The 23,778-nt window shown below is 44.2% G+C and carries 21 protein-coding genes; 10 read left to right on the top strand and 11 right to left on the bottom strand.

Translation table 11 applies throughout. The features are described from left to right. Positions 1 to 157: 157 nt before the first annotated feature. Positions 158 to 2,263, bottom strand: a complete 2,106-nt coding sequence (gene cas3, locus QUA53_RS24200; RefSeq protein WP_333100205.1) for a type I-D CRISPR-associated helicase Cas3' — start codon at positions 2,261 to 2,263, stop codon at positions 158 to 160. 88 nt (positions 2,264 to 2,351) lie between these two features. Here cas3 and QUA53_RS24195 point away from each other — a divergent pair, with 88 nt between their 5' ends. Further along, the gene (locus QUA53_RS24195) at positions 2,352 to 3,227 is read left to right on the top strand and encodes a WYL domain-containing protein (RefSeq protein WP_333100207.1); all 876 of its coding nucleotides are present in this window, start codon (positions 2,352 to 2,354) and stop codon (positions 3,225 to 3,227) included. Positions 3,228 to 3,400: 173 nt separating this feature from the next. Here the strand turns inward: QUA53_RS24195 and QUA53_RS24190 are convergent, their stop codons facing one another. Further along, complete coding sequence (locus QUA53_RS24190; RefSeq protein WP_172188518.1) at positions 3,401 to 3,616, bottom strand: hypothetical protein; 216 nt, start codon at positions 3,614 to 3,616, stop codon at positions 3,401 to 3,403. 264 nt (positions 3,617 to 3,880) lie between these two features. Between QUA53_RS24190 and grxC the strand changes: the two genes are divergently transcribed. Beyond that, positions 3,881 to 4,195 (top strand): glutaredoxin 3, encoded by a 315-nt coding sequence (gene grxC, locus QUA53_RS24185; protein ID WP_333100208.1) that lies wholly within the window; start codon positions 3,881 to 3,883, stop codon positions 4,193 to 4,195. A 44-nt stretch (positions 4,196 to 4,239) separates the two neighbouring features. On the opposite strand, the gene menD is transcribed toward grxC, so the two are convergent. Beyond that, a complete protein-coding gene (gene menD, locus QUA53_RS24180) occupies positions 4,240 to 6,120 on the bottom strand; it encodes a 2-succinyl-5-enolpyruvyl-6-hydroxy-3-cyclohexene-1-carboxylic-acid synthase (protein ID WP_333100209.1) in 1,881 nt (626 codons plus the stop codon). A 73-nt stretch (positions 6,121 to 6,193) separates the two neighbouring features. On the opposite strand from menD, the gene QUA53_RS24175 reads away from it, so the two are divergent. Then, on the top strand, positions 6,194 to 6,493 hold the full coding sequence (locus QUA53_RS24175; protein WP_333100211.1) for an antibiotic biosynthesis monooxygenase: 300 nt from the start codon (positions 6,194 to 6,196) through the stop codon (positions 6,491 to 6,493). 52 nt (positions 6,494 to 6,545) lie between these two features. Here QUA53_RS24175 and QUA53_RS24170 read toward each other — a convergent pair whose 3' ends face one another. Continuing rightward, complete coding sequence (locus tag QUA53_RS24170; protein ID WP_333100212.1) at positions 6,546 to 7,979, bottom strand: isochorismate synthase; 1,434 nt, start codon at positions 7,977 to 7,979, stop codon at positions 6,546 to 6,548. Positions 7,980 to 8,362: 383 nt separating this feature from the next. Between QUA53_RS24170 and menA the strand changes: the two genes are divergently transcribed. The 4 genes from menA (at position 8,363) to QUA53_RS24150 (ending at position 12,763) form a co-directional block, all read left to right on the top strand. After that, positions 8,363 to 9,259, top strand: coding sequence for a 2-carboxy-1,4-naphthoquinone phytyltransferase (gene menA / locus QUA53_RS24165; protein ID WP_333100213.1), 897 nt, complete (start codon positions 8,363 to 8,365; stop codon positions 9,257 to 9,259). A 142-nt stretch (positions 9,260 to 9,401) separates the two neighbouring features. Next, positions 9,402 to 10,202, top strand: a complete 801-nt coding sequence (gene menH / locus QUA53_RS24160; protein WP_333100214.1) for a 2-succinyl-6-hydroxy-2,4-cyclohexadiene-1-carboxylate synthase — start codon at positions 9,402 to 9,404, stop codon at positions 10,200 to 10,202. A gap of 11 nt (positions 10,203 to 10,213) precedes the next feature. Then, positions 10,214 to 11,254 carry an o-succinylbenzoate synthase gene (locus QUA53_RS24155; protein ID WP_333100215.1) on the top strand — a complete coding sequence of 347 codons (1,041 nt, stop codon included), beginning with the start codon at positions 10,214 to 10,216 and terminating at the stop codon, positions 11,252 to 11,254. Positions 11,255 to 11,323: 69 nt separating this feature from the next. Beyond that, entirely contained in the window at positions 11,324 to 12,763 is a 1,440-nt protein-coding gene (locus QUA53_RS24150; RefSeq protein ID WP_333100216.1) for a 2-succinylbenzoate--CoA ligase, read from the top strand. Positions 12,764 to 12,800: 37 nt separating this feature from the next. Here QUA53_RS24150 and QUA53_RS24145 read toward each other — a convergent pair whose 3' ends face one another. From QUA53_RS24145 to QUA53_RS24130, 4 genes are all read right to left on the bottom strand, one after another. Continuing rightward, positions 12,801 to 13,772 (bottom strand): putative 2-dehydropantoate 2-reductase, encoded by a 972-nt coding sequence (locus tag QUA53_RS24145; protein WP_333100218.1) that lies wholly within the window; start codon positions 13,770 to 13,772, stop codon positions 12,801 to 12,803. 76 nt (positions 13,773 to 13,848) lie between these two features. Then, entirely contained in the window at positions 13,849 to 14,274 is a 426-nt protein-coding gene (locus QUA53_RS24140) for a thioesterase family protein (protein ID WP_333100220.1), read from the bottom strand. 153 nt (positions 14,275 to 14,427) lie between these two features. After that, positions 14,428 to 14,874 carry a tellurite resistance TerB family protein gene (locus tag QUA53_RS24135; protein ID WP_190739853.1) on the bottom strand — a complete coding sequence of 149 codons (447 nt, stop codon included), beginning with the start codon at positions 14,872 to 14,874 and terminating at the stop codon, positions 14,428 to 14,430. Between the two features lie 236 nt (positions 14,875 to 15,110). Next, entirely contained in the window at positions 15,111 to 16,415 is a 1,305-nt protein-coding gene (locus QUA53_RS24130; protein WP_333100222.1) for an ATP-binding protein, read from the bottom strand. Between the two features lie 126 nt (positions 16,416 to 16,541). Between QUA53_RS24130 and QUA53_RS24125 the strand changes: the two genes are divergently transcribed. Then, complete coding sequence (locus tag QUA53_RS24125) at positions 16,542 to 16,865, top strand: TMEM14 family protein (protein ID WP_333068784.1); 324 nt, start codon at positions 16,542 to 16,544, stop codon at positions 16,863 to 16,865. Positions 16,866 to 17,365: 500 nt separating this feature from the next. On the opposite strand, the gene QUA53_RS24120 is transcribed toward QUA53_RS24125, so the two are convergent. Then, positions 17,366 to 18,280, bottom strand: a complete 915-nt coding sequence (locus QUA53_RS24120; protein ID WP_333100223.1) for a hypothetical protein — start codon at positions 18,278 to 18,280, stop codon at positions 17,366 to 17,368. 191 nt (positions 18,281 to 18,471) lie between these two features. On the opposite strand from QUA53_RS24120, the gene QUA53_RS24115 reads away from it, so the two are divergent. Next, complete coding sequence (locus QUA53_RS24115; RefSeq protein ID WP_333100224.1) at positions 18,472 to 19,884, top strand: hypothetical protein; 1,413 nt, start codon at positions 18,472 to 18,474, stop codon at positions 19,882 to 19,884. Positions 19,885 to 20,043: 159 nt separating this feature from the next. Here the strand turns inward: QUA53_RS24115 and QUA53_RS24110 are convergent, their stop codons facing one another. After that, positions 20,044 to 22,545, bottom strand: coding sequence for a protein kinase domain-containing protein (locus QUA53_RS24110; protein WP_333100225.1), 2,502 nt, complete (start codon positions 22,543 to 22,545; stop codon positions 20,044 to 20,046). Next, the gene (locus QUA53_RS24105) at positions 22,539 to 22,943 is read right to left on the bottom strand and encodes a hypothetical protein (protein ID WP_333100226.1); all 405 of its coding nucleotides are present in this window, start codon (positions 22,941 to 22,943) and stop codon (positions 22,539 to 22,541) included. The genes QUA53_RS24110 and QUA53_RS24105 overlap by 7 nt, the downstream gene beginning before the upstream one ends. Before the next feature lie 331 nt (positions 22,944 to 23,274). Here QUA53_RS24105 and QUA53_RS24100 point away from each other — a divergent pair, with 331 nt between their 5' ends. Then, the gene (locus QUA53_RS24100) at positions 23,275 to 23,610 is read left to right on the top strand and encodes a glycosyltransferase family 2 protein (protein WP_333100228.1); all 336 of its coding nucleotides are present in this window, start codon (positions 23,275 to 23,277) and stop codon (positions 23,608 to 23,610) included. Positions 23,611 to 23,778 lie beyond the last annotated feature (168 nt).

The raw sequence follows: 23,778 nt of genomic DNA, 5'->3' as shown, positions 1-23,778 counted from the left end.
CTTGTGTTGAGCGCAGTAACAAAATCGTGTATCGTATATGTATGGAGAAAGGTCGCAGTTCAGTGCTGCACTGGTAGAAATACCTAACAAATACCTCTCAGGGATTGAAACGCTATCGCCTTCTGATGTCGGGCAAAACCCTTTCTCCTCAATCTTTTCAGCATATCCACCCTTCATCCTGCTGCGGTTTCCAGTGCCAAATCAGCGTCTCCAGCAACAGCGCCGATCGCCCAAATGCTATGGTGTAATTTGCTTTACCATGAAATCCATCGCTCAAACCATAGGCTTGGAAATGCACGGGCAATCCGCATTTGGCACGTAAAGTAGCCCGATCGCGATCGGAGACAAAACACACCAACCCTCGACTAGATAATTTGTCGCTAATCTCATTAGTTCCTCCTGTGACTTCCAAATTTTTGAGAATTTGGACTTTGCCGGATTTAGCAATCTCGCTGAGGTCATCTCGCGAGCAATAAAACTGCCAATCTTCTCGCAATTCCCGATATCCAGTCAATTTCAAATAACACAAAGCTTTCTCAAAGCGGCTGACTGCTAACCCGGCTTTTTTAGCTCGCTCCATAAAGTCGGCGCTTGTCATCAACTCAAAATGAAAGTTAGTGAGCAAACTGGGGAGATTGTAAGTTTTAAACCTTTCTTTCTCAGGCTCATCGGGATTAGTAGTGTCATAAATCCCGCAATCTAACTGGCTGATACCGCGAAAACTTCGAGCCTCCTCAATAATTTTCTTTTTCTCTTTTTCCATACAGCGGAAAAGCTGCGCTCGCATCTGTTTGATCGTAACTCCCAAAGCTTGCTCAATATCGGCTGCAAAATTATCCGCTGCTTCGGGATATTGGGTTTTCATCTGATAATTTTTTTCTAACTCTAAATGCACGCAAGCTGACTGAATTCCGCCCCACCGTTTGGGATACTGTCGAAACTCGTTGACATAGCCGTAATGCTGGCGGATAGCCTCGGACAAACTAATGCGATCGCGCGTTTCGCCATCTTGCAGCGGGTGATTTTCCGCCTCAAACAGCCTCTCTACAATAAAGTTGGGCAGCAAAGCATAAGCTTGATAAATGTCAAAGCCAGGATGTCTCCCCAACCTACCAAAACGCTGAATAAAATTGCCCGCATCCGCCGCTTCAAATACCAAAAAATTAATCCTAAAATCAACTCCCACATCAATTGTCGATGTTCCCAAAAGTAAATCAGCATCTTCAACCGATTTAGACTTTTCTGTCTCACCAGTCAATCCAGTATTTTCTCGGATTTTCAATCCCAGCGGTTCAAAAATCGCCTTGAATTTGGGGACTAAGGTTTTTACAGCGGCAATCGAGTTCAGGATAATTGCACCTTTACTCTCAGGATTATCTTGAAAAAATTTCAAAATCGTTGTTTCGGCATTTTCGACAATCCAGTTATAACTAGAGCGCAGGTTGGGCTCTAATTTTTGCGGAAAACTCAAGTTAATCGGATAACTAATCTGCCGCCAGTTGTCACCTGCTGAAAACTGATAACCTCCCTGCTTGACTGGATTGATGATGCGATACTTTAATCCAGCTTTAGATAAAAACTCCTCCAACAAATCGTTAGGTGTAGCAGAGAGGAATAAAAACTTTTTGCCTGGAACAGTGTGTTTAATTAACAGGATGGCATTGATGACGCTGGCAATTTGGGGAGATGAGAAAATGTGGAATTCGTCAAAAACAAAGAGTTCGTAGCTGTCGTCAATTTTGGCAAATAGGCGATCGGCATTGTCTCCTTGGCCTTTTTGGTTTCGCCGCAAATAGCGGAAGTCGTGGATGTAGTGGAAGATGTCGGGATTGGTCAGTAAAATCTCTGAGTTGTCGGCGCGATCGCACAATCCTGCTAATTTTGAAGAAAGTTTGTTTGTGGTAATAAAATCTTCGAGAATTGCTGCATTCAAACGATAAATCTGCGGGTCGTTTTCCGGTTTAAACTGCGCTTTGTAGCCTCTTACCTGTTTTTCCTGATCTCGTGCGAGTTCATTTGTCGGGTACATTGCTAAAGTGTACGTGCGATTGGTCACGGCTGCCAAAAAAGCTGCTAAACTTTTACCGTCCCCTGTCATCGCTGTATTGAAGACAACATCAATGGTTGGGTCTTGCAGTGCTTCGTAGGTTTCGACTTGATGCTGCGAGAGCCCGTCCCAGCCCGGAGGTAAGGTAATGCCTGATGGAAGCGTCTGGGCGGGACGTGAGTACACGGGTTTTAGCCGAATAGTGTAGGCTGTCATGGTTATCTGCCTGTAGCTTGATGTAATCTGTAATTAGATTAAACCTACAATGACACAAATTTCTAAAAAGTGCAAGTATATTTAAAAAATGCCGCGAAAAAAAGAAGCACTCACCCTTTCAGTCCCGCCGGAAACCAAGGAACAGCTAGAGGCGATCGCCCTTCGCCTCGATATCAAATGGGGCAAAAGTCCCAGCGTATCGGGGTTATTGGTCGCGATCGCCCAGCACAAGTTAGAAGTTGGTGAACCCTTCACCCTCAACTCCACCGAAGTCGCAGCCTTACAACAAGCTGCTAAACTCCTTGTTGATTCAGGTCATCTTCGAGACGCAGAAGTCCTGGCAGCATTAATGTTAGATCGGGGCAATCTTGATGCTCCCCTGCGTCAATCAATTCTGCAACTGGTTAGTCAACCCAGCGAGGGATGGCGTCCCCGCGTCGATGAGCTCCGGAAGGCTCAACAGCCATTTCACCTCCTCTACCGCAATAACCAAGGAGAGGACTTAGAGTACACCGTGCGATACGCCGAGGTGTCTTTTGAAGAAAAACGCTTTTACCTCAACATCTGGTGCGAAGAGACTGATGACATCAAAAATCCCGATTTTGCGGAACTCATCCACAACCGCTGTCTGCGCTTCGACAACATCAAAGCGATCGTCCCTATAAGTGGACACTGGCGGTGCGAAGGCTTAGATTATCTAGCAGTGTACTTACACTTTCGGGGCGGACTGATCAAAGCCTATGAACGCAGAGTGGACAAGGATATTCAGGATGAAGTCTTAGGAGAGGGAAAAACCAAGGTGCGACAAGTTGTGCGGCGCGTTTCCAATCCCTTTTGGCTGATTCGGGAGGTATTCCGTTACGGCGAAGATTGCGTCATTGTGTCTCCAGACAGCGTGCGCGATCGATTCCAACAAAAACTGATTGCCCTCTGCCGCCAGTACAACCTCGAAATCCGCGATTAGATCAAAAAAAAGCAGCCTGTAAAGGCTGCTTTGACAAATAAACCGTTGTTGAGTTAGAGGAGAAAACTTTAAATCGAATTCAAATTACCGCTGTTTCCACTCCTGCCTGAGTTTCCACTATTTTCATCTACCGCTGACTCACCTTGCCTTCAGAACAAAACTTCAAATCCCGATTAGAATGCTGCTGAAAGTTCGTTGACTACTTGGACTCGGCCTCGGAGCACCGCCCGCAGCAAGCGGTTGACACAGCCTCTGTCTTCGTCATTCAGAGAGTCGTCGAAGGTGGCGGCCATCAAACCGTAGCGATCCGCCAGAGTCAAAACGCCTGTATCGGTTACAGAAGCGAGGATTTCAGAGATAGCGCCGGGAAGGAGTTGTACGGGGTGCATGGCAGTGCGGTTGAATTCGATATATTTATCATCTTCTGGTTTCCTCAAAAGATCGGTGATATTAATGAGGCCGCGAATGTGATTCTCTAGGGTGAAAGCAAGTGATCCGAGTAGAGTAAAGTTGTGACTTGGGTCACAGGGGCACAGGTTGCCACAGGCAATTCCATCCCGCGCCGATTTTTGGGTAGGACGTGGGGCTGACGGCATTTCGCTAAAATGATCGTTAATGCCCCAACCAGTTTAATTTTTACCCCAGTACCGAAAATGCTTGATTTTCTCAATCCCATCTTGGGCCGCAAGCCCGATCGCATCAAAGCCAATGTGGAAATCTATACTTGGCAAACCTGTCCCTACTGCATCCGCGCCAAAACTTTGCTGTGGTGGAAAGGCGTAAATTTCACGGAATACAAAATTGATGGCGACGAAGCGGCTAGAAAAGCAATGGCCGATCGCGCTAACGGACGCCGCAGCGTACCCCAAATTTTCATTAATAACCAACACGTAGGCGGCTGCGATGACATTCACAAACTCGATGCCGATGGAGAGTTAGATTCGCTGCTAGCTCAACCAGCAGTTTAAATTAGTGTAGGTTGGGTTTCCTTCCACCTGCTCAACCTACAAATTTACAAATCTTTGGCAAATTTACCTAGATTGTCTTGCCGCCATTTAGCATCCGATCGCCTGTCAGTTTGCAATTCTAAGACGCGAATCCCGCTATTTGGCAGCAAATTTAATTTTTCTTTGAACTGTTCCCAATCTTCAATTACCTCGTGTTCCACGCCATAAGTTGCACACAACTGAGCAAAATTTATCTGCTGCGGAGTGGCAAAAAACTCTTCAAATGGCGGGTCAAATTTGGCAACGGGCAACATTTCAAAAATTCCGCCGCCGTTGTTATTAATTAATATGATTGTCAGATGACCTATAAATTTATTTTTAATTAAAAAACCGTTTGTATCGTGCAAAAGTGTTAAATCGCCTGTTAACAAAATACTGCTTTGATTGCGGTGAGCAACTCCAAAAGCTGTTGATAATGTGCCGTCTATACCGTTAGCGCCTCGATTGAAAAATGGTTTTATTTCTAAGATGTTCGGCTTCCAGAAAAACTCTACATCTCGGACGGGCATACTGTTGGCAATAAATATCGGTGTTGCTGGCGGCAAAATTTGGGAAAGCAGCCAGGAAACTTTGGGCTCGATTATGTTGTTAATTGTTGCTATTTTTTGGTCGATTGTTTGTCTGACTTGGATTTCGGTGTTGCGCCAAAGTTGGAGGTATTCGTTTGAGGGAGAGGTTAGAACCCCCCCTAACCCCCCCTTGCTAAGGGGGGGGACTTGAGTTGATTCCTCCTTGCTAAGGGGGGGGACTTGAGTTGACTCGCCCTTGTTTAGGGGGGGGACTTGAGTTAATATAGTTGCGAGATTAGTTGCGAGATTTTCTACGGAGGTTCGCAGGTGAATTGTTTTGCCGTGTAGCGGATCGAAGTTGTGGTGGCTGGGGTCGATTATGTAGCGTTTGGGTTGGGTTTTGTCTAGCCAGTTTCGCAGTTCTTTGCTTGTGGGTAAGTCTCCGATTTGAATGGCGATTTCTGGGGTTAATTTATCTGCTATTTCGCGGTTTCGCAGGATTAAATCGTAGGTGGAAATTAGATGGGGGTTTAGTTGGGCGTAGTTTCTGAGTGGGGATAGTCCTTCTGCTAAAACTGGCCAGTTTAATGATTTGGAAATTTGGCCGATCGCACTACAGTATTTTTCGGCAAATTGAGGCTGTGCCACGCCTGCAATAATTATCCCTCGACCGCACTTTTGCCATTGTTGCATTGTACTTTCTTCTCCCCCCCTTAACAAGGGGGGGCTGGGGGGGGTAGAGCTTTCTCCTGCGAAAATGGGTTCTAATCCTGCAAAGAAATCTTCGGGATTGAATTGTGTTTCTAAAGCTTCTACAGCTATGTCTGGAACGGGTACAAGCGGGTCGCGAAAGGGGATGTTGAGGTGAACGGGGCCGGGAGTTGGAAATTGCGATCGCTCCCAAGCATACACGATCGTCTGCCGCAGATAGTCTAGCATTCCTCTGGACGCAGAAGGCATCGCTAATTCGGCTTGCCAGTTCGGATAATTGCCGTATATTTTAACTTGATCGATCGCTTGTCCGGCGTGACATTCCCGCAGTTCTGGAGGTCGATCGGCGGTGAATATTAGCAGGGGAATTCGACTTTCTCTCGCTTCTATTATAGCAGGATAAAAGTTAGCTGCTGCAGTTCCCGATGTACAAATTAGTGCTGTTGGCAAATATGATTTTTTTGCGGTTCCTAATGCAAAAAAGCTGGCTGAACGTTCGTCTAGTATGGGAATAGTTTCTATTTTTTTGTTTTGAGCAAAGGCTATTGTTAGCGGTGCCGATCGCGAACCGGGACAAATCACGGCGGTAGTTAATCCCAACCGCTGCAAAGTTTCTGCTAATACGGAAGCCCAGACGGTATTTGTGTTGCGAAAATCTATTGGCATTGCTAAACCTGAGTAGCTCAACTCTGTATTGTGCTAGGATATTATACTCAAATAATTGTCAGGATACATTTTTATGATTCTTGAGGCGGTTGTGCTGAATGTCAAATCTAGGTGTGAGAGGGATTTTGAGATAGCTTTTAGAGAAGCCTCCAGTCTGATAGCGTCTATAGATCGATATTTATCTCACGAACTTCATCGCTGCACAGAAGTTCAAGGAAAATATCTATTATTGGTGAGATGGGAACATTTAGAAGCTCATACCATTAGATTTAGGAATTCCGCTGAATATCAAGAGTGGAAAAGAATGCTTCACCATTTTTACGATCCTTTTCCCATAGTAGAACATTTTGAGGAGGTGAAAATTAAACATTAACACAGACTCAATCAATTAGCCAGACAAGTCTACATTCGGCAAAGTAGCTGAATTAGACTAAAGCATTTAAAAGTGGTTGTAATTTGAGCTGAATTTCTGCTAGTTCTTTTTCTGGTTCCGAACCGACAACAATACCAGCACCAGCATAAAGTATAGCCCGATCGCCATCGATTAATGCCGATCGAATTCCCACGGCAAATTCGCCGTTTCCCCTGCGATCGATCCAGCCCAGGGGTGCTGCGTACAAAGAGCGATCGCAGCTTTCGCAGCGGCGAATTTGTTCGAGGGCAACATCTCTCGGCACGCCCGCTACCGCTGGGGTTGGATGCAGTTGAGCTAAAATCTTTAATAAATGAATATCAGGGGGAATTTGAGCTGTTATAGGTGTCCACAAGTGCTGAATGTTTGATAGTTGCAGCAGTCTGGGCACTGGGGAAAATTTGGGGGTTATGCCGAGTTTAGATAGGCGATCGACAATAAAGTCAATCACAACTTGATGTTCGCGAATATCCTTCTCACTCTCTAGCAATCCTTGGGCTAATTTCGCATCTCCCGCCTCCGTTTTTCCTCTCGGTGCTGAACCTGCTAAAGCATCTGTTAATAACTGATTGTTGTGAATGCTAATTAAGCGTTCTGGACTAGCACCGATAAAATTTTGTCCTTTGCCGTTACTGGTTGAAAATACATAGCAATCTGGATAGCTGAGGCGCAAGTTGTTTAATGAATCTATTAAACTGAAAGGGGTTTGAGAAATCACATTGATTGCTTGGGATAAAACTATTTTACTAAAATATTTAGAGGCGATCAATTCTAAAGCCGACTTGACTGATGTTTTAAATTGACTGGCATCATTGACGGGGATTTGTTTCAAAGATATCGAACTGTCGATCGCAGTTGTTAGTTTATGGTATTTGCGAGATTCAATTTTATCAAAGGTTTGCCAAATATTCTCAGCAATGTTTTTAACGTTTCGATCTTTTTCTATGATGGCGTTGGCGACGAGAATGCAGCTATCTTTCTGTCTGGCAATCTGCCATTTGGGTAAAAATATGGTGGCGGGCGGAAAGTAAGAATTAGCAGCAATGTTCTCATCAAAAAAAGCAAAGCTACAAAAAAAGTGAGGTCCGCTAAATGGCAAGCGTTCCGCACCAATGGTAATTGTATTGGCAACTGTTGAACGAATAAAGTTTTGAGCTGCCACAAAGCGATCGGTTCCTGCTACGGTGAGATGGATTGCCGAATCAAGGGCGGCAATTGCAAAACTTTTGCCGGCAATGGGGTCTCTTTTTTCAAAGTAAAAGTGCCGCTGACAAGGTTCGGAAATCTCTTGCAGTACAGCTAGCGGATCGAGGGGATAAATTTCCTGAGAAATACTAACTATTTTTGTGCGATCTTTTTCGGTTAAAGACTGCTGGCAATTTAACAGAAACTGATGCAGTTGATTGCGGTCTTGCAAGAGATTAGCGCGGTGCGGTATTACTGTCATGAAAGCGAGAATAGCAGATTTGTCAGATAGAGTGTGGGTTTGTCCGGCTAAAACCCCTATTTCGATCTAAGCACGGGAGGGCGATCGCAAAACACGACCTTTTGAGTTTCCCTCCCTGTTTGGGCTCTGTTGGGGAAAAAAACCGACCGTCGGGCGATCGAGCGAAACATTTAGACACAAAACTTTAAGATCGATCGGCTAAATTTCGCAAAAGTCGATCGACCCCTGCAGAGGTTTACAGACGGGCTACTTGCGCTGTTTGAGTACCGCCACAGCCTCTGTGTGGATGCCCCCCGCACACTCAACCCGATCGAGAGTAGACTTTGTTCACCAATAAAATTGTAAAATTACTACGCTGCTATCAATTGAATCAAGTTTGTGTAATGACAACAAAGTTAATTGAACGTCCAAATAGTAAATTGTGGCTGGCGGCAATCAAGCCGCCCATGTACAGCGTTGCTGTGATTCCTATTTCAGTAGGAACTGCAATTGCTTTTGCCGAAACTCAAACGATCAATTCGTCAATTTTTTCGACATTTTTAATTTCAGCCATTTTGATTATAGCATGGCTGAATCTCAGCAATGATGTATTTGACTCAGAAACAGGCATCGATAAAAACAAAGCGCATTCTCTAGTTAACTTAACCGGAAATAAAAATTTAATTTTCGGGCTAGCCAATCTGTTTTTAGCAGTTGGAGTGTCTGGAATCTGCGCCATAAGCTGGTGGCAAAAAGACCCAACAGTAATTTTGCTAGTAGTTTTATGCTGTGCTCTCGGCTACACTTATCAAGGGCCTCCGTTTCGTCTTGGCTATCAAGGTTTGGGAGAAATTATTTGCTTTTTCACTTTCGGGCCGCTAGCCTTCGCCGCTGCTTATTACAGTCAAAGTCAAACTTGGTCTGCCACTAATTTTGCAGCGTCGGCAATCGTGGGAATTACTACGAGTATCATCTTATTTTGTTCTCACTTTCACCAAGTTGAGGACGATTTAGGGGCGGGTAAAAAATCCCCAATTGTTCGACTCGGTACGAAAAAAGGTGCTCAGTTATTGCAGTGGTTGTGCGGCAGCGTTTATGCTTTGACTGTGCTATTTGTGGCTTTGGGAATGTTCCCAATTTGGACGTTGTTAATTTTTGGGAGTTTGCCATTTGCGATCGACCTTTGCCGCCATGTCACAGACTATCACGACCAACCGGTAAAGGTCAGCAACTCTAAGTTTATCGCAGTTACGCTGCATTTTTCGAGCGGATTGCTGCTGGCGTTGGGGTTTGTTTTGTAGATCGGGCGATCGAGAATCCGGGTAAATTGGAGGTATGGTTTGCTAAGTTGAGGGAGTTGGTGGAGTTGGCAGAGTTGGGCGACTTCTCAAAATCTTCTTTAATTCAGCAATCCGTACCTCATATTGAATCGTATAATTGTATATGGACAAATTTAATAATTATAACTTTCACTATTTTTTAACTGGCAACAAGAATCAGCCGACACTTTTATTTTTGCATGGATTCACGGGCAGCAGTCAAGACTTTAGCAGGATGATTCTCTTACTTTCTAACAGTTATTGCTGCTTAGCAGTTGACCTTCCCGGCCACGGAAAAACCCAAGTCAACGGCGACGAAAGTTGCTACACTATGTCAAATACTGCCCAAGCATTAATCGAGTTATTAGATGATTTACAAATAGACAAATGTTTGTTGTTGGGCTATTCAATGGGCGGGCGATTGGCACTTTATATGACATTACATTTTCCCGAAAGATTCGAGAAAGTAGTGTTAGAGTCAGCTTCTCCGGGATTGAAAACAGAAAAAGAGCGATCGCACCGCCTAGAAGCCGATTTACAGCTAGCACAAAAGCTGGAAAATAGCAACATTAAAGATTTTTTATTCAACTGGTACGATCGCCCTTTATTCAAATCTTTAAAAAACTCTCGTAATTTCGACAAACTCATAAAAACCCGTTTAGCAAACAATCCCTTAGAGTTAGCCAAATCACTCCGCAATATGGGAACCGGCAACCAGCCCTCTCTCTGGGAAAAACTCGCACAAAATAACATCCCTCTCCTCTTGCTAGCAGGAGAATATGATGATAAATTTATAACGATAAATACCGAAATTGCCAAATTGTGTCTGGCCGCTACTCGGGAAATTGTACCAAAAGCTGGCCACAATATCCATTTTGAAAATATCGATAACTTTGTCACAGTTGTGAGAGAATTTTATGATTAACTAAAAAACTAATGCTTTATCAATTCGAGTTTCGCACTTATCAGCGAAAATTTAAGCGCCCACTGCAAACAAGTCACGGCATTTGGGATATTCGATCGGGAATTATTCTTCGACTTGTTGGCGAGAATGGTCGAATAGGTTGGGGAGAAATTGCCCCTTTGAGTTGGTTTGGTTCCGAAACTTTTGACCAAGCTTTAGATTTTTGTCAGCAGTTGCCAGGTAATATTTCATCAGAGATGATTTTTGCTATTTCTGCTGAATTGCCGGCTTGTCAATTTGGCTTTGAGTCAGCACTATCAAACGAGCAAAATTCACCCCCCCCAGCCCCCCCTTGCCAAGGGGGGGAGAAAAGCGAACATTTAACTCACCTTTCCCAAAAGGGAGAGAAGATGCAAAAAAATAGGTTCAGCGGTTTATTGCCAGCAGGTGAAACAGCTTTGCAGGCGTTACCAATGCTTTGGTTAGAGGGATATCGGACGTTGAAATGGAAAATTGGCGTTGCTGCAATTGAGGAAGAATTAAAGATTTTTCAGCAGCTAATCCAAGAAATGCACAATTTGTGCGATCGCGAAAAAGCATTTTTGCGCTTAGATGCTAATGGGGGACTCAATTACTCGCAGGCTAAAACATGGCTGGAAGCTTGCGACAAGGTAAAAGCAACTCCCGATTTTTCTGCAGACATTGAATTTTTGGAACAGCCGCTGCCCGTAACACAGTTTCAGGAAATGGTAGAATTGAATGCTATTTATGCAACTCCAATCGCCCTTGATGAATCTGCTGCCAATCTCGATCGCATCCAAGAGTGCTACAGCCAAGGCTGGCGGGGAATTTTCGTCATTAAACCTGCGATTGCTGGTTCCCCATCCCAACTGCGAAAATTTTGTCAAACTCACAATATAGACGCTGTTTTCTCATCAGTATTTGAAACCGAAATCGGCAGACAAGCAGCATTAAATTTAGCAACACAATTGTCTTTAAACAAGAGATCACTCGGCTTCGGCACAGATTGCTGGTTTGATGACAATTATTCGATTTTAGATTGTAGATTTTAGATTAGTATCACGACTAAATTAGGCGGCTTAGGTAATTGTTTTGAATCGAGAAACTTGGTGAAAGCATCTATGGCAACAAATCTAACAGTAAATATCCTGGATATCGCGGCTGGCTTGCCCGATAATTGGCTTGTCGGTGGTGACAGCCGCGAATTTGCCAGAATTGTCGATCGGCTATTTCAAGAAATCACCCAAAATCCCGCACAGAAAACACCCCCAAAAATTTGCCTTGCAGAAGCAGAACCCGTGCAATTTCTGGCGAGTTTCACCGCCGCCCGCGCCGCCAAATGCCCGATTTTTCTCTGCAATCCCAACTGGGTCAAACAAGAATGGCAACAAGTCTTTGATTTAGTCCAACCAGACATATTGTTAGGACAATACCCGCTTCCCAAAAATCCCCCTATCCCAATCCGCGAAGGCGGACTTCGTTTGTATAGCGGCGAATTGCATTCGCCCGAATTCCATTCGCCGACTAAAAACGGTTTTGATACGATCATGATTCCCACCGGCGGTTCTTCAGGAAAAATCCGTTTTGCCATCCACACTTGGGAAACACTAACCGCATCAGTACAAGGTTTTCAACAATATTTTCATGTTGACAAAATCAACTCGTTCTGCGTTTTGCCATTATACCACGTCAGCGGTTTAATGCAATTCATGCGTTCCTTTACTACCGGAGGAAAACTGGTCATTCAGCCATTTAAAGAATTAGAAAATGGTAAAAAAAGCAATATCCAACCCGAAGAATTTTTCATTTCTTTAGTTCCCACTCAACTGCAACGGCTGCTGCAAAACCCAGATACAGCTAATTGGCTGGGACGGTTTCGTGCTGTACTTTTGGGCGGTGCTCCGGCTTGGCCGGAACTTTTAGAAAGCGCTAGGAACTATCAAATTAAATTAGCGCCAAGTTATGGCATGACCGAAACTGCCTCACAAATTGCTACACTAAAACCCGAAGATTTTCTCGCGGGCAATAACAGTTCCGGTCAAAGTTTACCGCACGCTAAAATAACTATTCGCAGTGGCAATGGCGAGATTTTGTGCGATAATCAAATTGGAAATATTGTGGTTAATGCTAAATCTTTGGCCTTGGGTTATTATCCTGAACAATTTGGCGATCGCGAATATTTCCAATTAGACGATTTGGGATTTTTTGATAAAAATAACTACTTAAATATCGTCGGACGCAGCAGCGACAAAATTATCACAGGCGGAGAAAATGTATTCCCGGCGGAAGTTGAAGCCGTTGTGCGATCGACTAATTTAGTTGCGGATGTTGCTGTAATTGGCTTGCCAGACAAAGATTGGGGTCAAGTCGTTACGGCTATCTACGTTCCCGCTAATTCGGAAGTTACTATCAAAAATCTGCAAGCGGCAATAGAAGATAAGTTGAGCAAGTTTAAGCGACCGAAATATTGGGTTATCCTCGAACAGTTGCCGCGCAATTCTCAAGGCAAAGTTAATCGAGAACAATTGCAAAAAATTGCGATCGAATATCAATTTATGTAGGGTGCGCATTGCGCACCTTACCGCTATTTGACGTAAATTACGGCAAACCTAATAGCCTTCTCGTCTTCTCTGCTTCTTGTCTTTGAAAATCCACAAACTTCAACATTCGGTAAATTACCTCTATTTGGGGCAACTTAATACCTGCTTGCTGCGCCACCCGTATCGGATTACCAAAAATCGCCTCAACTTCCAGGGGCCGCGATTCATCATAATCGATTTTCATGCTGGTGCGGTAAGGCTTCATTTTCTCAGTATATTCGAGCATATGTGGGATAAAGTCATCGGGAATAATGCGATCGCAACTTTTGGCCGCCGCTATCACTTCCCCCATGATTTCCTTGACTAAAATCAGAGTATCGGGATTAGCCATCAGTTCATCGGTTCTGGCATCCAACACTACAGACAGCCCGTTGTAAGGAATATTCCAAACTAGCTTTTTCCACCTTGATAATAGCAAATCTTCGCTCATTTTAATAGGAATATGAGCACGTTTAAAGTCCGCAGCAATTTTGTGCAATCTATCAGTAATACCGATTGCTTTGTAGTCTTGCGCATATTCTCCGAGTGTGATAGTGCCGTAATCTAGGTGGCAGATATGACCGGGCCCAACTTTATAAGAACAGAGAAAACACAGCCCGCCAAGCACTCGGTCTGCACCGACAATTTTAGCTACTTCCGGTTCGGCATTCAATCCGTTTTGCAATACTAAAACCGCGCCGTTATCCTTTAATAAAGGAGGCAATATTTTTGGCAACAAGTGATTTTGAGTGGTTTTCAGCGCTACAATTACTACGTCGCACTGAGGCATTTTGTGTGCGTCGTGGTAGGCGCGAACATGGGGTAGGGTGAAGTCGCCTTCGGGAGAATCGACAATCAAACCGTGTTTTTTGACCTGATCGTAATCGCTGCGCAGCAAAAAATTGACTTCTAAACCTGCTTGTTGCAGTCTAGCACCGTAGAATCCGCCTAAAGCTCCCGTACCCACAATGGCATAATTGCGATTTGACATAATATCAAAAAGTCAGAAATAATATCAACTAAACAGAAATTTGACTGTCATACCCTGCTATTATTTAAAAATAGAACTAATTGGAAATCTGAATCTCAAATTTCCTCATCCACTGGATTAAGTCTTCAGATAGCTGTTTTCGAGTTCGGCTAACTACATTGATGCAGACGTGCTTAGTAAGAGCTTTGGCTGCGCTTCTTCCTGCAACCTCGCCAGAAAATACTTGATAGACAATTTCAAATTCATCGCCAGCAACTTGTTTGGGGGTCAATTGAATCGTCAGCCGATCGCCCGCAAACATTGGGCGATAAAAATCTACACTAGCATGAATTATGGGAAAGGCAACCTCGGAATTGCTGAAAAATGCTTTGAGATTGATTCCCGATGCTGCTAGAGATGCCTCGTAAGCTTCGTGGCACATCGCCAAAACGTTAGCAAAGTAAACGACTCCAGCAGCATCGGTATCTTGAAAGCGAACAGTGCGGGTGTAAGTGAAAGGCATTTGAGGTAGTAACGGGCGATCGCAAATTCGATCGCAATTTTACCAACCATCATATCGGTAAACCCGCACTTTGGGAGAAGTTATCACCTAAGTAAGTAGGCGCTAATTTTTTATATTGTAAAATTCGCCCTCCTCACTCCTCCCCCTTTTTTCTTAACCTTTGTTCTTAATCAACATCACGTCTATAATCTTCAGGGCAATATCTTCGGAAAGCCCCAAGGCACTGTAAAGATCGTTCAAAAGTTGTTCTTCTTCTTCTGAAACCTCGCCATCGGCTAAAGCGATATCAGTTGTCACAGCAAAAACAGTTTCTTTAAGTTCGTCGGGAAGCGTTGCTAAAGCCGCATTAAACAGTACCTCAACTCCTTGGCGTTGCAGAATCATCAGCAGGCGATCGAGCATTTTTCTCATCACGTCATCGGGATAACTGCGGAACAGTTGCATCCGAGATAGCGTCATGCTAATCGCTTTACTTTCGCTGTCATTGATGTAACCGTCGGCTGCTACGGCAATTAGCGCGATCGCCGCAAATGCTTCCGCAGGCCCTAACGTTACGTCCGTTTCTTGACGAGTCTGCGATACTTTATCAAATAAACCCATGATATTTTCCTCATTATTTAGTAGTCGATTCATGGAGTCAGGATGTGCTCTGGCTCGGGAAGTTTCTTGGGAGATTTCGACAATTATATCAAATCTTGTTAGTTAGTTGTTATCAATAAAATTATGAAAAAATTAAGATTTTTATTTCCCCCTTGTGTGCTGTAAGGGCGGGTTAATTCCTATCCTGAATTGCCTTCCCATATATCGGCTAAAACCCGCCCTAGAGCGCAGACTATCTATTTGTCAAAAAGGGCTAAATCTGCTTTCAGGAAATCAACAAACTGCCGCGCAGTCCTCCCCGATCGCCCATTGCGACGAGTTGCCCATTCTTTAGCACGGTTATCCAAATCCTCAGCAGCGAGTTTGATGCCAGCAAGTTCTGCCAGATGTCGGACAATTGTTAAATAAGTGTTTTGATCTGCCGGTTCAAAAGTTAAAGTTAAGCCAAATCGATCGCTAAAGGAAAGTTTTTCCTGCACCGTATCCCAAGCGTGAACTTCGTCTCCATCGCGGGGGCGAGGCCTGTCGTCAAAAAACTCTCGAATTAAATGCCTGCGGTTAGATGTTGCGTAAACTACCACATTTTGAGAGCGAGCAGTGACATTTCCTTCCAAAACAACTTTCAGAGCTTTAAAAGCATCATCATCTTCTTCAAAGGAAAGGTCGTCTACAAAAATAATAAACTTTTGAGGAACTCCCCGCAACTGCTCGACAATTAGCGGTAAATCTTGTAAATCTGATTTAGATACTTCAATCAAGCGCAGATTGCGAGATCCAAATTCATTTAACAGCGACTTCACCAAAGAAGACTTGCCCGAACCGCGGCTCCCGTACAGCAAAACGTGCAAAGCCGGATAACCTGCCAACAAAAACTCCGTATTTTTCACCAGAGCATCCCGCTGCCAATCGCAGCAAACCAACTCTTTTAAAGTTATGCGATCGGGATGCGAAATACTCGCAAACTGCCCTCTCCGCCACGCAAAAGCGCGATATTCAGCAAACAAACCCGTGCCAAACTGTCGGTAGTAAACTGCCAAAGATTCCGCCGCGCTCGACCATTTTTCTAGTTTCCCGTGCAGCGGCAAATCTCCCGGTTCTGCTACAGTTTCTGAATGCCAAATCGGAGGCACTGCGTCAAGTTGACCCGCTACCCGCACCCACTTGCTCAACTGTTCGCTGCTGCATTCGTAAATATTTTGCAGCACTTGTAAATCATGCCTGGCGGCCTCCACCAAAGCGGGGGGCAAACTTGCAAAATCTGTTTGCTGTGCTTGTCGTGAAAAAGGGTTTTCGTCTTTGAGAATTTCGGAAATCAGAGAATCTTTCCAGCTCAGATTTTTAGCAGCCTGAACTTTGAACCAGTTCCCGTAAGCTACCTGACATTCCAAACCGCTGACTTCGCTGTGGTGGAGGGCTTGCAGCAAATCCAGAAAAGCTTGACCGGCGGGGCTTTTGAGAACTGACTGATACAGCAGCAGGGAGGCTGCTTGGCGCTGGAGGTAACGGATTTGGGCGATCGCAGCAGAAGTTAGGGCTGACATAATGGCAATTGTATAACAGTTACATATCCTGACTGGCTTTAATAAATTTTCTAACAATTCGTGACACTAATTGCAGGCCGCGCTGTATAAATTTAGATGCAAAGAGTCAATGCAGGAGGATTAAAAATGAATTTAGGTACAGCAGCGGCGATCGGCTACGGCATTTTAACACTGGTTGGCGGCATCATGGGTTATATCAAGGCCAAAAGCCAAGCCTCGCTCATTTCGGGCTTGATTAGCGGTTCGCTGCTAATTTTTGCCGGCACCGCCCAGCTTATGGGACAAAGTTGGGGTTTAACATTAGCAGCAGCCATCTCCGCTGTTTTAGTAATAGTCTTTATTGTGCGCCTGGTTAAAACTCAAAAATTCATGCCGGCAGGAATGCTAATTTTAGCTAGCTTAGCGTCTTTGGGCGCGATCGTTTACGAACTCAGCGGTCAATATCAATAGTCATTCGATTTTAGATTTTAGATTTTAGATTTTAGATTTTAGATTTTAGATTAACTCCCCAGCCTTGAGTGGGAGGTTAAACTAAAGTCTAATTTTTTTATTTTCCTGGCTTATACCACGTCTGACAAGTACGCGAGTAGGGACACCGCATTGCCGTGTCCGGTGTGGGGATATGCGACAATTAATAATTGGTATAATTATCAGATGCTGCGGTTGGAACCGCCACTACACTTGCCTCTATTCCGAGGGAAAAACTAAAGAATCATAGAGTATTAAAGCCTGATGGGGTATCAGCCTGTATTACTAATTACCAACTACCAATGACTAACGACTAGAACTCTGGCAAAAATACAAAGCACCCCACCCCAACCCTCCCCTAATTTAAGGGGAGGGGGCAAGATTATTCTTGTTTCCCTTGTTAATCAGGGGAAGGGGGGACTTGCGGGGGGTGAATTTGACTTTTGCAAGAACTCTACTGATGACTGATGACGAATCACTAATCACTGATGACTAATAACTGCATCAATATACTGCTGGACTTCCCTGAGTTGCTGCCGCTGGCATTCGATCCAATCTTTTTCCGCCGCTCGCTGTTGGGCTGTCTCTTGCTGATAACGCGCCTGCTTCTCTAAAAGATTATTGTAGAACTTCATCGCTTTTTCTACTGTTTCAATAGCCAGTTTTATACGCTCTTCAAAAATCTCTAAAATCAACTTATCCATGATCGATCCAAGCACTTTACAAGACTCTTCAAAATCTACCAAACTGATTTCCATCTTGCTTTTATGAACCAAAGTATCTACAGTATCTTTCAGTATTTCTCTAAAACTCTTCATATAAGAATCCGGCAAGTATTTCAGTGGCTCCGTAAACTTCGATAGAATCTCTCCCCCTATTGATTGGAGACGCTCTCTAAATTTCAACTGACTGTTTAGGTCGAAGCATTCAATACAAACTTCAATTTTTTCTATATCAATAGATTGTAATTCTTTAAAAATTAAACTTAGTTCATGTTCCATAATTAAACTCACTCGCTCGATTTGGGCATCAACCTCATTCCGCAACTCTTTGTGCAAATTATCTTTTTCAAAAAAACCAATAGTATCTCTTTGAAATACTTGAGGGCTTTTATCCCACAAAAACCACTGATTTTTTAACTTGGTCGCCTTGTCGCTCCAAGATTTGCGAACTTTAGCAACAGCATCATATTTGCCTTGTTTTCCTAAACTGCGAATTCTCACATCGCATCCGCTTAGTTCGCCCATTTGCTCCCACACATCAACAGCAGATGCTCCAGCAATTCTCGGCTTACTATTCCAGACATCCTCAGCCTGAGATACATCTTTGAAACATACCTGAAGTAAGCTCTTGAGTCTGAGGGCAGATTGCTTAATTTCCTCAATACAAGGTTCCACATCTAAGCTGAGTTGGGTAGCTGACTGTTTAATCTCCACGGATTGATATTCGTTTGCCAACAATCGATCGCTAAATTGGGTAATAGCCTGGAATACCTTGAGATACTCATTCATTTCCTTTCATCCCTCGTTTCCCTAAACAGCATACAATACAGAACATCTGCCTTTTTGAATGCACGCTGAGTCACAACATGGATTATCTATTCACCCCTGCAACTCAGGCTCGACTCAATAGTGGCAACCTCGTACAGCCTGCTGTCAAAACAGGAAAATTGCTCCCTGCTGCTAGAGATCCCGTGACAGGGGAGTTTGTGGAGATCGCAAAAATCTTTTATCAATCAACAAGTGGAACTCTATCCGATCGCGGAGTTATAGGATTGCTCGCACAGTTAGCCGGAGGTGGCCCCATACAGCCGCTGGTAGCTCCCGTGTACGTGACATTGGCGCCGTTGCAGGTGGCTCACACTCACCAGGGGTTTCAAAAAATATACAGAATGCTTAACTGTCTGAAAATTAATTTGGCAGTTATGCAAGCGACTGCTGCTGTCATTGGTATTGGCACTGTATCGAACACAGTTTTGTCCGCAGTAAACCTCAACCAAGTATTAAAAATCCGAGAAGAGGCAAAGCACCAGAAGCTAAAAATTAAAGACGGGTTTATCGATCTCAGACACATCCTCAAAGATAGGGGAGTAGAGGTAATCCAGCAGATTTTTAAGGTTGCTCACGACTCTAGTTTTGAAATGCACCGCCAGAAACTGGTTAACGGTTACGATATTTTTTCTAAAGCTATTAAACGCTGTCAGTCAGCCCTAACAGTGCCAGATATTAAACTTCGGAATTACGAAATTAATAGCGGGCGGGATATGCTGTTTGAGGCTTTAAAAATTTATGATAATCCTAGTTTGTTGGAGGGGTTGTGTTCTGCCGGACAGCTCAGGCAAATGGAATGTGTTTGGGCGATCGAGCAGGCGATCGGCGTTACGTTTCACTTGCAGCGCGCCTACGATATGGTGAGCGATCGCCTGCTGGAACTCCAATCAAAAATTCGTCAAAATCTTCTAACTGTTGTTAAAGGATGTCAATCCGAACCACAACTAGATTTTTTATTTCCTGAAGTTACTAGGATTCTCGGTCATGATTTAAGTGTAATAGAATTTTGGCAAAATGAGGTTGATTGGATGCAAACTTTGTCTCCAAAAGAGCAGCATCAGTTAGCTAGTTTAGATAAACTCACCGGCGATAGTTTAAAAAGCAGCGTGTACACTAAATTCGCGGTATTAGCTGCGGAAGCTTCCCTTTATGAAACTTTAAAGCAAAAGTCTCACTTTCTCTCCTTGCGCGACCAGCTAACCTTCGCTTTGTCGCCGGAAATCCGCCGGGGATACCAAGTTTATATCAGCCAACAGGCGATCGCTACTGGCTATCCAGCTTTAGCTGCCTCAAATTGGCAAGAAATATCCGATTTAACTGTGGCTAACCTCTACTACTTTTTTCAAATTCGAGAGGAATCAACTGAAAATTATCCAACTGACGACCAATTAGAAACGCCTTATTGGCGCTTTCCCCAAACCTTAAAAAACGAGCTTAATCTTAGCAATTAAATTACCAGTGACTAATGGATACTGTTGACTGTTGACTGACTTATTCAGTCCTGGACACAAGTTTTCAATTGTTACACTATCTGTATTAGTAAAGCGCGCACTTCGCACCCTACAAGTATAGTCTGTGCGTCAAGGAATATTTTTCCTTCTTCCTTCTGATTACCTCAGCCACAACTTAATAGTATTGTCTTTAGAACCGCTAGCAATAGTTTTGCCATCAGGACTAAAAGTCACCACATAAACCTCATCGGAATGTCCAGTCAAAGTATTCAGCAACTCTCCGGTAGCAAAATCCCAAATTTTAATAGTTTTATCCTTGCTCCCGCTCGCAATAAACTTCCCGTCCGGGCTGATAGCAACCGAGACAATATCGTCAGAATGTCCCTTGATAGAGCGAATTAAATCTCCTGTTTCGATATTCCATATCTTTATAGTTTCATCGTAGGAACCGCTAACAATTGTCTTGCCGTCCGGGCTAACCGCAACCGACCTCACCGCGTCGCCGTGTCCCTCAATAGTTTTGAGCAACGCCCCTGTTGCGACATCCACAACTGTAATTTTTTTATCCTTAGAAGCGCTAACCAAACTTTTTCCATCGGGAGTGAAAGCAACAGAATAAACAAAATCTGTATGGTCGGGAAAATTCTGAATCAAACTGCCAGTTGCTGCATCCGAAATCTTCGTGGTTTTGTCTCCGCTGCCGCTAGCTACAAGCTGTCCGTCGGGGCTCAGAGCGACAGACCAAACAGAAGCAGTGTGGTCGAGACTGCGAATCACTTGCCCTGTTTTTAAATCCCACAGCATGACTCGCCAAAAACCTGTTCCAGTCGCGAGTCTCGTACCGTTTGAATCGAAAGCAACCGACCAAATGGTGGAGGAATCTCCTGGAAAAGTGCGGAGCGATTTGCCTGTAGCTAAATCCCAAATTTGGATGGTTTTGTCTTTAGAACCGCTGGCTAACATTAAGCCGTCTGGACTGAAAGCAACAGATCCAACTGCATCTGAATGCTGAGCGAAATTTTTGACTTTGGCGTTCTTCCACCGCAGACCTGCTTGGCACTGTTCCTGTAAGTTTTTAGCAGACGCATAGCTAGTGGAAGTGCTGGCAATAGTTGGTATTTGGCTGATACACTCTTCATAATTGCTGGCTTTATAAAGACTTTCAATTTGATTGAGCTGTTGGGATTCTTGCTGGACTCGCTGCTGCCATTCTTGCCACTTGAGATATCCGTAAATTCCGCCGATCGCAGCTAAGATGGCTGCAATTGTTGCCCCGGCGAGATAAGGATTGAATTTGCGAGTTTCTTTGGGGACAAGCACTGCTGCGCTGCCGATCGAGAAATCGGTTTTTCCGTTCAGATTTACCTGCGAGGATACTGCCGGACTTGCCTGCAATTCGAGTTGAGGGGCGCTGCTGGCTGGTGGCCCACTGGGGTTGCGGTGTCCCTCCAAAACTGTGGAGATCGCCTTGTACAATTTAGCGAATAAAGATTTAGGAACGACTAATTCTTCGATTTTCGCGGCATCTTCGTCGGTAAGCCCTAAAACTTGCTGCAAGCGTTTTAATTCGTCGCGAGTTTCCTGAGAAAAGGGATATTCTTGCTGCATTGCTTCTTGCAGTGATTGTTCGTAGCGTTCGCCTTTTTGCCTGTATTTGCGGTAAGGGTTCAATACCTCATCTTCAATCGCCTCTGCTTCTTCTGGCAGTAATTCCAAACTGACGCGCAGTTCATCTAATATTCTACGACCGACGACTGTAATATCACCCCGGCTGCTGCTGCGCCGATCGACTTCTTCGCGATATATTGTCAGCTTGGGAATCCGTGCCCGCGAGCGATCGCCAATTTTCCTCAAATCTGCTAAAGCTTCCGCCGCCGACTGGTACCTCTCCCGAAAATCGTAGCGCACCATATTGTCCAAAACATCAGCCAGCGCTTGGGAACAGGTGGCTAAATGCCGCCAAACAATTTCGCCTTTATTAGAATTTTTCAAATCCCGCAGTTTCGGCAAATCGTAAGCCGGCAAACCCGTCATTGCTTGGATGCCAATCATTCCCAAAGCGTAGATATCGCTGTTGAGTTGCGGGTTGTATTGAAATTGTTCGATCGGCATATATTCCAGAGTGCCAATCCGCACAGTTACCGGCGCTTGTCTTTGAGCGATGTGAATTTCTTTCACCGAGCCAAAGTCGATTAAAACTAACTTGTTATCTGAATAGCGGCGGATTAAATTTGCCGGTTTAATATCTCGGTGAATTACTCCCTGTCCGTGTACAAACACTAAAATTTCTAACAGTTCCTTCAGCAAAGCAATCATCTTTTCTTCGCTTAGAGGTTTGCCCGGTACAATCTCAGTTGATAGCGAGTGACCGGCAACAAAAGATTCTACTAAGAAAAATTCTTCATTTTCTTCAAAATAAGCGAATAGCTGAGGAATTTGGTCGTGTTGACCGAGCTTTTCTAGAACTTCTGCTTCTTTTTGAAAAAGACGGCGCGTAGTATTAATTAATTTTGGTTCGGTGGTACCGGGACGCAGGTGCTTGACAAAGCACTGCGGTTCTCCCGGACGGCGAATATCTTTGGCAAGATATGTTTGTCCAAATTCTCCTGTTTCTATGACTTCAATGATTTGATAGCGTCCATCTAAAAGTTGGCTCACCATGATAATAACGCAGCCTTTTTTTGGTTGATTTTCGCAAGAAACAGTTGCACTGTTGAGTCAGTTGTATAGCCTTTTTCCGGTAAATTAGGTGTTCCTGGGCATTGACCAAACAGGGCATTGGGCATTGGCAAAACAGGGCATTGGGCGGGAATAGTTGTTTCTTTCGTTCTTCTTTCTTTCCTTCTTCCGACTTCCATCGGACTTCTGCCCTCTGACTTCTTTCCTTCTGACTTCTTTCCTTCTGACTTCTGACTTCTGACTTCTAACTGAGATATTGCACGATTCTCAATTACTTGTTTAGGAACAGGCAAGATGCCTGTTCCACAATAAAACTTATTCTTTGTGGAACGGGCATCTTGCCCGTTCTTGACAATTGTGCAACATCTCAGTTCTGACATACTTTATCTTTTCAACATCTGCAAAGCTTGATATCCCAAAAAGAAAAAACCCAAAGCGCCGAGTACCGCTATCGTGTTCGCAAACACATCGACTGTAAAAAATTCGCCCATTGCAATCTCCTCTGACAACTGATATCTATCCTCGGCTTTTCGGCCGCTGTCTGGGTGAGGGGTCTTACCCCTCGGTGCTGGCGAGCCGAAAGATGCTCACAAATTATAGCAAAAGAGGCGGTCAAAATAACTTTTCGGGCGATCGACTAGCTTTTTGTTTTAATATTTTTTAATATTTAGAGAGACAAATCGTCTACCGAAAATTTCAGGTCTGTTCGCTTTGATATTGTTAACCCTGCTAATTTTTTCTCTCATTGTAAGTAGAGCTTACACTAAGAATTTGCGCCGATCGGTCAAATATGCGCCTCGAACCGACAGAAGTTCCGCCAGGCCCTCACCGGAACCGGCCGCGCAGTTCCCTAAAGTTTCGGTAATCGTACCAGCATACAACGAGGCAGAGAATATCCGGGATTGCGCGATCGCCGTTAGGGAGAGTACACCGCTGTCTGTGGACAACTTAGAAGTTTTAATTGTAGACGATCGCTCGACAGACGACACCAAGGCGATCGGGCAAACCCTGCAACAGCATCTCAACGACCCCGGCTTAAAATATTAGCAGGTCAGCCGCGACCGAGCAACCAATATTGAGCGGGTCAAAACTAGGCCTGCGCCCAAGCTATTCACATAGCAACCGGAGACTTCTTATTACTGTAGTTTAGACTAAAAAATGAGTGCAGCTAAAAGTAGTCGCCTTTTAACAGAAGGCAAGATGTTGCTCAAAAAC

Source organism: Microcoleus sp. Pol12B3 (genome assembly GCF_036701355.1).
Taxonomy (GTDB): Bacteria; Cyanobacteriota; Cyanobacteriia; order Cyanobacteriales; family Microcoleaceae; genus Microcoleus.
This window is presented reverse-complemented; position numbering and strand designations above follow the sequence as displayed.